At 69.6% G+C, this 11,837-nt stretch carries 13 protein-coding genes; 6 read left to right on the forward strand and 7 right to left on the reverse strand.

Going from position 1 to position 11,837, the window contains the following annotated elements; translation table 11 throughout:
• Positions 1-181: 181 nt before the first annotated feature.
• On the reverse strand, positions 182-898 hold the full coding sequence (locus ABFS34_14000; GenBank protein ID MEN8376555.1) for a Trm112 family protein: 717 nt from the start codon (positions 896-898) through the stop codon (positions 182-184).
• 328 nt (positions 899-1,226) lie between these two features.
• On the opposite strand from ABFS34_14000, the gene ABFS34_14005 reads away from it, so the two are divergent.
• The 5 genes from ABFS34_14005 to ABFS34_14025 all read left to right on the forward strand — a co-directional run bounded on the left by ABFS34_14005 (position 1,227) and on the right by ABFS34_14025 (position 6,339).
• Positions 1,227-1,709, forward strand: a complete 483-nt coding sequence (locus tag ABFS34_14005; GenBank protein MEN8376556.1) for a DUF4402 domain-containing protein — start codon at positions 1,227-1,229, stop codon at positions 1,707-1,709.
• Between the two features lie 83 nt (positions 1,710-1,792).
• Complete coding sequence (locus ABFS34_14010; GenBank protein ID MEN8376557.1) at positions 1,793-2,314, forward strand: DUF4402 domain-containing protein; 522 nt, start codon at positions 1,793-1,795, stop codon at positions 2,312-2,314.
• A gap of 3 nt (positions 2,315-2,317) precedes the next feature.
• Positions 2,318-2,875: a hypothetical protein gene (locus ABFS34_14015; protein ID MEN8376558.1), complete on the forward strand. Its 558-nt coding sequence runs from the start codon at positions 2,318-2,320 to the stop codon at positions 2,873-2,875.
• A gap of 3 nt (positions 2,876-2,878) precedes the next feature.
• On the forward strand, positions 2,879-3,730 hold the full coding sequence (locus ABFS34_14020; GenBank protein MEN8376559.1) for a hypothetical protein: 852 nt from the start codon (positions 2,879-2,881) through the stop codon (positions 3,728-3,730).
• Entirely contained in the window at positions 3,727-6,339 is a 2,613-nt protein-coding gene (locus ABFS34_14025) for a carboxypeptidase-like regulatory domain-containing protein (GenBank protein MEN8376560.1), read from the forward strand. Before ABFS34_14020 ends, ABFS34_14025 begins: the two co-directional genes overlap by 4 nt.
• On the opposite strand, the gene ABFS34_14030 is transcribed toward ABFS34_14025, so the two are convergent.
• The 6 genes from ABFS34_14030 to metK all read right to left on the reverse strand — a co-directional run bounded on the left by ABFS34_14030 (position 6,336) and on the right by metK (position 11,130).
• A complete protein-coding gene (locus ABFS34_14030; GenBank protein MEN8376561.1) occupies positions 6,336-7,046 on the reverse strand; it encodes an SDR family oxidoreductase in 711 nt (236 codons plus the stop codon). The two genes, ABFS34_14025 and ABFS34_14030, sit on opposite strands and share 4 nt — an antisense overlap.
• Positions 7,043-7,624, reverse strand: a complete 582-nt coding sequence (gene folE, locus ABFS34_14035; GenBank protein ID MEN8376562.1) for a GTP cyclohydrolase I FolE — start codon at positions 7,622-7,624, stop codon at positions 7,043-7,045. The genes ABFS34_14030 and folE overlap by 4 nt, the downstream gene beginning before the upstream one ends.
• Positions 7,621-8,046, reverse strand: a complete 426-nt coding sequence (locus tag ABFS34_14040) for a 6-carboxytetrahydropterin synthase (protein MEN8376563.1) — start codon at positions 8,044-8,046, stop codon at positions 7,621-7,623. The genes folE and ABFS34_14040 overlap by 4 nt, the downstream gene beginning before the upstream one ends.
• Positions 8,047-8,353: 307 nt before the next feature.
• A complete protein-coding gene (locus ABFS34_14045; protein ID MEN8376564.1) occupies positions 8,354-9,031 on the reverse strand; it encodes a hypothetical protein in 678 nt (225 codons plus the stop codon).
• The gene (locus ABFS34_14050; GenBank protein ID MEN8376565.1) at positions 9,028-9,699 is read right to left on the reverse strand and encodes a hypothetical protein; all 672 of its coding nucleotides are present in this window, start codon (positions 9,697-9,699) and stop codon (positions 9,028-9,030) included. The genes ABFS34_14045 and ABFS34_14050 overlap by 4 nt, the downstream gene beginning before the upstream one ends.
• Positions 9,700-9,963: 264 nt before the next feature.
• Entirely contained in the window at positions 9,964-11,130 is a 1,167-nt protein-coding gene (metK, locus tag ABFS34_14055) for a methionine adenosyltransferase (protein ID MEN8376566.1), read from the reverse strand.
• Between the two features lie 225 nt (positions 11,131-11,355).
• On the opposite strand from metK, the gene ABFS34_14060 reads away from it, so the two are divergent.
• Positions 11,356-11,760 (forward strand): hypothetical protein, encoded by a 405-nt coding sequence (locus ABFS34_14060; protein MEN8376567.1) that lies wholly within the window; start codon positions 11,356-11,358, stop codon positions 11,758-11,760.
• Positions 11,761-11,837 lie beyond the last annotated feature (77 nt).

An 11,837-nucleotide genomic window follows, 5' to 3' on the forward strand; every position in this document is an offset into this window, starting at 1 on the left:
CCGGCGCGGAAGTCCCGTGTGCACCGAGGCGCGTGATGCGCCCGCGGGGCAAGGCGGAACGACGCGCCGTAGCCGTCGCTACGGCAAGGAATTCCAACGCCGCATCCGCGGGATGCAGCGCGGGCCGAATGCCTACGGGACTTCTGCAACGGTACACTAGGTACTCATCTGTTACAGTCCACTAGCCCAACTGGTAGAGCTTCGGGGGGGCGGGCGCGCCGGTGCGTTGGGCGACGATCACCCCGCCCTCCGAGGCGATGATCTCGCAGCCGGCCGTTACCAAACCCGCCGCGACGCCGTCGTCGGCGCCGGTTACGACGATGCGGCCCCCCGGGGCGACGACACGAACGGCGTCAGCCGGATCCACGTGGGCCGCGGCGTCGGTGGCGAGCGCCGCCGTCCTGCCGTCCGCGAGCGGCAGGCGGGCGCCGGTCAGGAGCGAGCTGACGCCCTCGGCGGCGGCCCGAGGGTTCGCCCCGTCGGCGGCGGCGACGACGATCTCCAGGCTGGGGAGCAGCTCCGAGAGGCCGATCGCCTCTCGGTCGCGGGGGGCCACCAGCACGACGACGCCCTCTGTGGCGGCGTCCAGCCCCAGGAGCGCCGCAAGCCGAAGCGCCTCGTCGGCCGAGGCCTCGTCGGTCCCGCGCGCGGATGGATCCTCCGCTCCTTGAGGGGAGAGCGTAGCGCCGCCTCCTTCGTCGCGCAGATCGGCGATTCCGTCGGCCACTGGGTAGGTCCGCGAGCAGCCCGGACAGCCCAGCGAACCCGCCAGCGCCCGACCTCCACGCGTATCGCTGGCGAGCAGCACGAGGCCGCCGCCGCAGGCGGGGCACTGGAGGATCTCTGTCAGGGCCACGTGCATGGTGTACGCGCTCCGAATGCCGTCGGAAAAGCTCAATCTGCCGCCTCACCTCGAAGATCGCAGCCCCGCGGCGATCTGTGAATCCGGTATCGCGTTTCGCGAAAACGTTCGTGGTTGGGACCCGAACACGAGGTTTTCCACAATCGGCCATGAAATAGCGCAAATCGTTTGTTTTTAAGTCGTTACGCGTGTAGGTCCCGTGCGCGCACGCATGGCACCGGCATTGCCCTTCCCTCCTGCCGTCGCGGCGGCTCGACACAGAGTCCGCTGCAGTACCCCGCGCATGACGAGCGACCCAAAGAGGGGACGCGGAGTTCCGGCGAATGCCAGGGCGGGGGGGGAACAACAAACAGGGAGATTCGCCATGCGAAGGGTCGTTCTCACTCTGGCCGCGGTCGCCACGCTGGGCGCGCCGGCGGCCGTGCAAGCGCAGAGCTCGGCGTCGGCCGACGCCACCGTCAGCGCGACGGTCGTCGCCGCGCTCACGCTCATCAAGAACGCCGACCTGGACTTCGGCCCGGTCGGCCCAAGCTCGATAGTAGCCGTCTCCTTCATGGATGCCGCGGCAGCGAACTGGAGCGCCACCGGTGAGCCCAACACGCCCGTGACGCTGACTTTCTCGCCGTCGATCATCCTGATGGACGCCGCTCTGAATCCCATTGTGTTCACCCCGGACATGGGTTCGGACGCCACCACGCAGGGTTCGGCCGTTGCCGTCAACAGCGGCGACTCGGTCAGCCTGGACGCCGGCGGCCAGCACCAGTTCTGGCTGGGCGGCAGCATCAACGTGCCCGTCACTCCAGCGGGCATATACAGCGGTCTCTTCGGTCTCACGGTGGAGTACTAGGAGAGCCGAATCGGGCCGGCCGGAGGCCGGAGAACACTCCGCTTCCGGCCGGGCCGGTCGGGTCGCCGCTTTGGAGGCTGGCGATGCGCTCCCCGGTCCTACTCGCCGCGCTGCTCGCGCTCGGTCTCTCGACCGGCGCGCGCGCGGCTTCGGCGCAGGCAAGTGCCACGACGGCGACGACCATTACGGTCGACGTCGTCGCAGGCCTTTCCATCCTCAAGATCAGCGACATCGACTTCGGCGTCGTGCCGGCCGGATCCGGCGCGAACACGCTGCTCGCGACCGATCCCGGCGCGGGCGGGTTCCACATCCTCGGTGATCGCGGCCGCGATGTCACGGTGACGATCACCGCCCCCCCGATCATCACGTCGGGCGGCAACTCGCTGCCTTTCGCGGCCGCCGCGTCGGTCAACGAGACCGCGGACGATCCAGCCGCGGCGACGCCGGCGACGGTAGGCGCCGGCTTCACGATGAAGCTACGCGACCAGGCCCCGGCCAGGAACGGCCGGCTCGGCTACGTCTACGTCCACGGCCAGATCACGGTCGCCCCCGCGGCGACGCCGGGCGTGTACACGGGCGTCGTCACGATCACCGCGGAGCTGTAAGGCGTGGCCATGCGCGCGTTCTCCATTCGATCGAAGCCCGCGCGTACCTCGCGCCTCGGGGTCGCCGCGAAAGCGGTGCTGCTGGCGCTCGCCTGGGGCTCGCTCGATTCCGGCGCGGTTCAGGCCCAGGGACAGGGGCAGGGTCGGCGCAACGCCCCCACCGTGGTCGTCTCCCGCCTCAACGATCTGAGTTTCGGGATCGTCGTCGGAGGGACTCCGGTCCTGGTTCGGCCGGAAGACCCAACGGCGGCGCATTTCGAGGTCAAGCTGCGCGGACGACCGCCGCACGTGGTCACCGTTACGCTCGCGCTGCCGCGGGAGCTCACGTCCGGACCGAACCGTTTACCGATCCGCTTCGACGGCGCCAGCGCCGCGTGGGCCACACCGGACGCACCCGACGCGCGCACGATCTTCGACCCGGCGCAGGGCGCCACCATTACGCTGGACCAGCGTGGACCCAAGTCGATCCTGGTCTGGATCGGCGGCGTCCTCGAACCGACCTCCAATCCGCCTTCGGGCGACTACACCGAGCTCATCACTCTCAGCGCGGTCGAGAACTAGGAGATGAACGTGATTCGTCGAGCACTCCCCATCGCGATCCTACTCAGCGCCGTCGCCGCGCCCGGGGGCGCGCAGACGCTGGTCGCGCCGACCATCATGACCATGAGCGACCGCGACCGGTTCGGCACCTTCATGGTGGACAACCGGTCGGAGGAGCCCCAGGAGGTCACGATCTCGTTCAAGTTCGGCTACTCGACCTCGGACGAGACGGGTCGCCGAACGTTCGTTTACGACGACTCCGTGTCGGCGGCCGCGCTGGGCCTGCACGGCAGGATTCGCGCTTTCCCCAGGCGGTTCGTGCTGGCCCCCGGCGCACGCCAGATCGTGCGCATGAGCGCCCGCCCGCCCGTAGACGCCCCCGACGGAGTGTACTGGGCGCGCGTAGTGACGGCGTCGCAGCCGCAGTCGGCCGCCGTGGAGCAGCAGGTCGCCGAGGGCGTCACCACCCGCGTCGTCTTCCGCCTGGAGCAGGTCACCACGGTGCTGTACCAGAAGGGCGAGGTCGCGACGGGTCTCGAGCCCGGCCCGCTGAAGGCGCAGATGGAGCGGGACTCCGTGACGGTAACGCTGCCACTGCGCAGGACCGGCAACGCGCCTTTCTTCGGGCGCGCCAGGCTGCTCGTCATCCCCGACGTCACGGAGGCCGGCCTGGAGCCGAGCCCGGAGCGCGAGGACGAGCTTCTCTTCGAGGTGTTCTTCGATCGCGTGATTCGCTTCGACGTGCCGCTCGAGGGGCTCCCGAGCGGACACTATCGCGTGCGCATCGTACTGAGCCCGGACCGGCCGGACGTGCCGCCGCAAGACAGGGTACTCATCGACCCGCTGGAGATCGAGGCTCCGTTCTCAGTGCCATGAGCCTGCGCCGGGGTGTGACCGCGGCGGCGCTAGCCCTGGCCGTCTTCGCCGCCGGCGCCCGCGCGCAGGAGGGCCCAGCCACGCCCCCGAGGCCCACCGCGGACGCGGAGATGGCGTTCCTGTCGTTTCGACACGCTGGCTTGATCGACACCGTCATCAGCGCCGTTTACGACCGCGATTCCCTGTACCTGCCCCTGGGCGAGGCCCTGCGCGTGCTGGGCGTCCCGGTGGTGCTCGATCTGGACGCGGGGCGCGCCACGGGCTTCTTTCTCGACCCGGGTGATCGTTACGAGGTGGACGCCCTGGCCGGCGTGGCTCGGGTGGGCGGGTCGACAACGCCGCTGGCGCAGGGAGAAGTCGTAGTGGGAGACCTGGACATCTTCCTGCTGCCTTCTGCGCTGGAGCGCGCGTTCGGCATCGACGTGCGGGTCGACCTGGGCGAGTTGGTGCTGCGACTCGACGCGCGCGGACGGCAGTTCCCGATCGTCGCCGCCCAGCGGCGCCGCAGGCTGCGCGACACCAACGTCCACGAGAATCGCTTCGCCCCCCACGCCCCGCTCCGCGACGTGCGACTGCGGCGCCGCTTCTACGGGGGCGTGCTGGACTACTCGCTCGACGCGAGCACCGGCGCGGGCGCCGACTTCACCTCGTTCGGCCTCGCGACGGGCTTCGAAACCTTCGGCGGCGACTTCGAGGCCGGCCTGCGCGGCGTCGCCTCCGGCCGAGGCCTGAGCGCGTCGGACCTGCGCGGGTCCTGGCGCTACGTGTTCGAGGACCCGCGCCGCAGGATCTCTCAGATGCGCGTGGGCAGCGTCACGCCGGCCGGCTTGCGCGCCTTCGATCTGTTCGGCGTGGGCGTGACCAACCGACCGGTCCAGCAGCGGCGCGTCTTTTCCACCCACACGGTGGCGGGCCGCACCGAGCCCGACGCGGAGGTCGAGCTGTACGTGAACGGCCAGCTCCAGGACTTCGTGATAGCCGACGAGCTGGGCAATTATGATTTTCGCGTGCCCCTGGTCTACGGACGCTCGGTCGTGTCCTTGCGCTTCTATGGACCCAGCGGCGAGTTCCTCGAGGAGGAGCAGGGCATCCCCGTCCCGTTCGGGCTCGTCCCGGACGGCGAGTTGGACTACGGCCTATCGGGCGGCGCGCGGGCGGGCGAGGACGGCGCGGCTCTCCTCGGCCGCGTCGCGTGGGGCATCACCGACCGCGTCACCAACGCCGTCGGGCTGGAGTACGTAACCGGAGCCGCCGCCGGCGCCGAGCTCGTGATCTTCGACAGCTTCGTCGCGCGCATCACCGACGGTCTGCACGCCGCTCTCGATCTGGCCCCGGGGGCCTTCGCGCGCGCGACCGTCGAGGGGTTTTCGTCGTCGCTCGCCAGTGCGGAGTTGGAGGTCACCCGCTTCGCCACCAGCCAGACCTACAACCCGCTCGGCGACGATTGGCGGTTGAGGCTACGCGGCTTCTCGCCGTTTCGGGCGGGCCGCGTGGGCATCACGGGACGCCTGCTCGCGGACTGGACGCGTTCGGCCGAGGGCCAGGGCAGCGCGCTGCTGGACCTGGAGGCGGTGGCCAGCGTGGGCCGCGTACGCCAGAGCATGGGCGTGCGCAGCCGCAGCGCCGGCGGGTTCTTCGGGCCGACCGAGTCGCGCGAGCTGGTGTTCGGCACTCTGTACAACCTGTCCGGCTACAGAGGGCCACTGGCAGTGCTCAACGGCACCCTCGTGCGCGGCCTGTACGGACACGCGCTGCAAGGGAGCTCGGGCGACCGCGTCGAGTTGACGCTGAGCCGGCCGCTCACGCGCAACACCAGACTGGCGCTCTCCGTGGAGCGGAACTTCGCGCTGGACGCCGGGCGAGTCGAGGCGCGGGTCACGTTCGACGGAGACCCGCTGCTGGCCACGCTGGGCGTCAGGCGTGACGCGGGGGGTACCCGCCTCCGCCACACGCTGCGCGGCGCGCTCGCGCTGGACCGGGCCAACTCTCGGGTCGTCCCCACCAAGCAGCCCTGGATCGGGCGATCGGGCGCAGCCTTTCGGCTGTTCGTCGACCGCGACGGAGACCAGACGTACAGTCCGGGCGAGGAACTCGTGGACGGCGGCGCCGTCCGATTCCGCGAAGCGGTAGCCGTTCATCGCGGCGAGGACAAGGTCCTGCGCGCGGTCGACCTGCGCTCCTACTACCAGTACTCGGTGCGCATAGATGACACCTCGGTGCGCAACCCGTCCCTGGTGCCGTTCGTGCGCGATTTCTCGTTCGTGACCGACCCCAACGGCTACAAGTCGATAGACGTGCCGTTCTACGTGGGCGGCGAGATCGAGGGCACCGTGACGATGGCCGACGAGGCCGGCGCTCGGCCGCTGGCGGGCGCAAGGTTGACTGTGCGCTGCCTGGAGGGCTGCGAGTACGCCGGCGCCACGACCACCTTCGCCGACGGGACATACTACCTGGCGGCGCTGCCGCCCGGGCGCTACGAGATCACCCTGGACGCGGACCAGCTGGACAGCATCGGCGGCGTCGCCACACCGGCGACGCGCACGTTCCGCCTGGACTTCGATCCGATCGGCGATCTGGTGGAAGGGGTGGACTTCGAGGTGACCCGCTAGCTCCGCTCGATCGGCAGGACCGGTATCCGCACCTCGTCGGGCCTTTGGAGGAGCCATACCACGGCGTCCGCCACCTCCTGGGGCGACAGCATGGCGGCCGGGTCGGGCAGTCCCGCCGCGCCGACCCCCTCCCACAGCGGCGTATTCGTGGCCGCCGGCTCCACGATCGTGCACGCGACTCCGGTGCCCTCGGTCTCCAGACGCAGGACCTCCGCCAGCCCGCGCAGTCCGTACTTGCTGGCCGCGTACGCGGCGTTCCCGGGGTACGGGCGGCGGCCCGCCACGGATCCCATCAGGACGATCCGACCCCGGCCGGCGGCCACCATGTCGGGGAGAAACGCGCGCACCACGTTGAAGCTGCCCACCAGGTTGGTGTCGACGATCCTGCGGAACTCATCCGCCGAGATTTCCTCGAAGGGCGCGAGCGAGAACGCGCCGGCGCAGTGCACCACGAACTCCGCGGCCTCCTCGCCCAGCGCCGCGGAGAACCGACCCGGCAGAGCGGCCGCCGCGTCGGAGTCGCTGACATCGGCCGTCAAAGGCACACTACCGGTGCGCTCGGCTACCCCGCCCAGCGCCTCCTCCCCGCGCGCCACCAGGGCCAAGCGCGCGCCGGCTTCCGCGAGCGCCTCGGCGATGGCGAGGCCGATCCCGCTGGACCCCCCCGTGACCACCCCACGCAGCCCGTGGAGCGGGCGCTGACTCACCCGACTATGCCGTTGATGGTGCAGAGCCGGAGGAACTCCTCGCGCGTCTTGAGATCGTCGAGAAAGACGCCCCGCACGGCGCTGGTGACGGTCTTGGAGTTCTGCTTCTGCACCCCCCGCATCATCATGCACAGGTGGTACGCCTCGATGATCACGCCGACCCCCAGCGGATCCAGCACGTCCCAGACCGCCTGCGCGATCTGCTCCGTGAGTCGCTCCTGCACCTGTAGGCGCCGCGCGAAAACGTCAACGATGCGGGGAATCTTGGAAAGACCCACGATCCTCCCGTCGGGGATGTAGGCTACGTGGGCGCGGCCGTAGAAGGGCAGCATGTGATGCTCGCACATGCTGTACATTTCGATGTCCTTCACCACGACCATGTTGTGGTGTTCCTCGGTGAAGACGCCCTCGCCGACGACGTCCCCCACGGTCTGGCCGTAGCCCTGCGTCAGAAACTCCCAGGACTCTTCCACTCGCTCCGGAGTGCGCAGGAGTCCCTCTCGAGCCGGATCCTCCCCCAGGCGCGTGAGCATGGCGCGCACGAGGTCCTGCATGGGCGCGTCGTCCGGAGCCTTCATTCCAGGCCTTCTCCCGTGAATTCGGCGCGGTTTCGTGGCGTCTCCCAGAGCACCAGTCGCTCCAGACTGACGCCCTCGGGTAGGGCGTCCGCGAGCCGCCTCCAGATGGCGACCACGAGGTTTTCCGTCGTCGGATTCAGACCCCGCAGCCACGGCACGTCCACGTTGAGGTTGCGGTGGTCCAGCTCGGAAGCCACTCGCTCCTCGGCGATCTCTTTGACGCGCTTGAGATCCATCACGAAGCCGAGGTCGGGATCCACCTCGCCGGCGACCGTCACGTCCAACTCGTAGTTGTGACCATGCCAGCTGGTGCGCGCGCACTCGCCGAACGTGGCAAGATTGCGCTCCTCGTCCCAGTCCTCGCGGCCGAGCCGGTGCGCGGCCGAAAAATGGACCTGACGCGTCACTCGCACCCGTGGCATAGGGCGATCTCCTGCCGGTGGTGAAAAAACGCCGGCCCGCTGCGTAAACGGGCCGGCGAGGAAACGCGCCGCAGGGCGTTCTTGAAGCCCCGGGTTACAACGTTCGGTGACCTCCCCGCACGCTTCTGCCTTCCCCCGAGGGGCGTGACTTCCGGCACGGGAGAGGAGTCCCGGCTTCCGTAGTGTCGGCTCAATATTGAACCCTCCGACACGCTCCCAACTGGATGGTAGGCAAGGGCAGGTACGGGGTCAACGCCGCCGGCAACGCGCGCGGGATTTCACCGGCCTCACTGACCCGGCCTCGGACTCAGGGGAGCAGGTCTCTCGAAGAGTGGTAGAGAGTGAAGATCGTGGCCCGGTCCGCGTCCGTCGGCTCATCGGCGGTCAGCTCCCCGCCGAACATCAAGTCCGCCGCGTCGGGCGAGTGCTGAAACAGCCCCAGCGCGTGACCGATCTCGTGCGTGACGAGGCGGCGCAGCAGGCTCGCGTCGGTCGCCACGGAGCCCGAAATCGTAACCAGGAACAAGACACCGCTCGAGCCGCCCCCTTGAATCGGGTAGGGAACGATCGCGTCGTTGCCTGCCGTGAGGCAGAAGGTGGTCGTGCCCAGGCTCGCGCCCGAGGGCAGGCACTCCGCCGTCTGCACGGCGAAGGGGCCGTCGATCCACGTAAGGACCACATCGGCAGCGCCGGCCGACGACGCACGCGACACAGAGAACTCGGCGAACGGTGCGTTCGCTTCCCAGATGTTCGCCGCGGCGTCGAACGCCGTCGTCAGGGCGCCCTCGCGGCCGGGCGCGTCGGCCACGAAAACCCGGACGCTGGCGCCCGCGCCCCAGTGGAAGACGAGACCGCCATCCACGGGCAGCGCGAATCCGTAGGTGTCGTTACGCTGCGGTATGGTGGGCGTATCGCAAGCGCTCGCCAGAACGGCCAGCGCGGCGACCCACGGAGCCACGCGGCGAGCGGCCGCGGAGCGGCTCACGACGCCCCCCCCAGCCTGATCGCGGCGCCGACCTGCAGCAGCGCCCTGGCCACCGTGCCGCTCTCGCCTCCCGCCTCGCGCAGGGCGCGGAAAGAAAACCGGTGCAACTGCCCGTTCAGCTCCGCGAAAAGCAGGTACCCGCCGACCTCGCGGCGCGCGCCCACTCCCGCGGTAGCGTAGGGCTGTACCTGCGCGTCGTCGGCCAGAAAGCCACCGGGGCGATCCCCGCCGTAGCGCAGCACTCCGACTCCCACGCGGCCGTACGCTACGGGATGCACCGAGAACCTCAGCAGCAGCGCTCCGTGGATCACGTTGAGGTCATCGGCGGTCCACTCGCTGGCGCCGTCGTCCGCGCCCAGGTCGGTCGCGCTCCAGCCCAACTCTCCTTCGATGCTGATGCGCGGACGCAGCGCGAACCAGAAGGACGCTCCCACGACGGGTCCCGGGTCGGGCTTAGCCGTGACCGCGCCGGCGCCGGGGCCCACGGCGTCCTCCACAAGCGCGCTCGAGGCGGTCCCGCCCACGCGCAGGGCCAGGTAGAACGCGCGCGGAACGGAATTCTCGGAGGTGTCCTGGGCGCCAAGAGGAGCGGCCAGCCCCAACCCGACCACGGCCAGGGCCCAGGCCGCGCGGGCGCGAGCAGCGGGCGACGGAAGAGAAGCGATCATGACGGGCAAGATAGAAAAAGAAGCGGCGGCCGCCAGAATCTGACGACCGCCCGCTTCGGACCGCGGCGCTCTCCCCGTTGTTCCCGTTCACCGCGGTACTGCACGGGTGAACCAAGGCAGATCCGGGTCCAGGCGCCGTCGACAACAACCAAAGCATTGAAGAAAAACGATTTAGCACGTTTTGCGTCCCCCTGGAAAAGGCGCAAAGCGCGCTACTTTTTTCTCGTTTCAGGTCCTTTCTGCCCTGCCCCGGCCGGCCCCGGCTCAGACGAGAGCGGCGAATTCTCGAACCCGCTCCCACGGGAAGGCTCCATCCCCATCGGGTTCGCGTCCGAAATGGCCATAGGCGGCGGTCGCCTCGTAGATCGGGCGGCGCAGGTCCAACTCCCTGATGATCCCGTGCGGAGTGAGGTCGAAGTTCTGCCGGATCCACGACTCGATCTCCACCTCCGAGCTCCCGGTCCCGCACACGTCGACGAGAATGGCCACCGGCTCCGCGACGCCGATCGCGTACGCGAGCTCGATCTCGCAGCGCGCTGCCAGGCCCGCCGCGACGACGTTCTTGGCTACCCAGCGGGCGGCGTACGCGCCGCTGCGATCCACCTTGGAGGGATCCTTCCCGCTGAACGCGCCGCCGCCGTGACGCGCAGCGCCTCCGTACGTATCCACGATGATCTTGCGGCCGGTGAGGCCCGTATCCGCGGCCGGACCCCCCGAGACGAAAGAGCCGGACGGATTGACGAGCGCGTCGTCCTGCCAGCCGGTGGGCAGGTAAGCGGCCTCGATCACCGACGGAACCACCTCATCGACGACCACCTCCCGGATGCGGGCGAGATCCACGTGGGGGGTGTGCTGCGTGGATACCACCACGCGCACGGCCTCCACGGGCCGGCTGTCTCGATAGCGCACCGAGATCTGACTCTTGGAGTCCGGTCGCAGCCACGGGATCTCCCCGGAGCGGCGCAACTCGGCCAACCTACGCGTGATCGCGTGGGCCCACGTGATAGGGGCGGGCATGAGCGCGGTGGTTTCGGCGGAGGCGTACCCGAACATCATGCCCTGGTCGCCCGCCCCCTGCGCCTCGTCCGTGGCGCGCACGACCGCCTCGGCGATCTCGCGCGACTGCTCGTGCAGGCGCACGTCCACGTCGACCGATTCGGGGCCGAAGCGGTCGTCTTCTCCGTTGAAGCCCAGGTCGCGGATGGTGTCGCGGACGAGGGACTCGATGCTCTCCGCGGGAATGTGCGCGGTGGAACCGACCTCACCCGCGACGCAAACGTAGTCGGCCGTTACCAGCGTCTCGCACGCCACTCGCGCGTACCGATCCTCGCGCAGGTACGCGTCCAGGACCGCATCCGAGATGCGGTCGGCGACCTTGTCGGGGTGACCCTCCGACACGGACTCGCTGGTGAGGATGAAGGTTCTGCCCATCTATACCTCTCGATATGAAGAAGCCCGCTGCCGTCAGAAGCGGGCCGGGAATCGCGGCTAGTCGCTCTTGCATCGGTGCGGCGCGGGTCGACTCACGCTCCCCGCCATGCATCGACACTAGGGGAAATCGGAGACGGGTGTCAACCTCCGCCCGTCACCATATGTTGGCGCCCATCCGCCGGAGGCCTCCGCCGCGCGGCAACGGACCCAGACACCCTGGAAATCATGCGCCTGGTGCTTGCTCTCGCGTGCGAGTCGGCCCTCGTGCGGCCCGACGGCCGCATGGACGTCACTGGCGTCTTCAACCAACTCGCTGCTCCCGGATTCCCGGCGGCGCAGGACGCCATGACCGCCGTGTTCGTGCTGGAGTGGGGCCCGCACGAAGCGGGGCGGCAACCCCTGCGGGCGGACCTCGTGGAGCCATCCTCGGGCAACCCGGTGCTGACCATCCAGGGCCACACCGACGTGGACCCGGCCAGCGGCGATCCGCCGGCGCACACGCGCCTCGTCATGCCGCTCGAAGACGTCGTGTTCCCCGTCGCAGGGCGCTATGAATTCAGGCTCACCGCCGGCGGCGAGACGCTGCCGGCGTTCTCCATCTTCCTGCACCAGGCGCCGGCGGCGCGCTGAGACCTAGTGTGCCGGCGCGGAAGTCCCGTGTGCACCGAGGCGCGTGATGCGCCCGCGGGGCAAGGCGGAACGACGCG

This window comes from Gemmatimonadota bacterium (genome assembly GCA_039715185.1).
Lineage (GTDB): Bacteria > Gemmatimonadota > Gemmatimonadetes > Longimicrobiales > RSA9 > DATHRK01.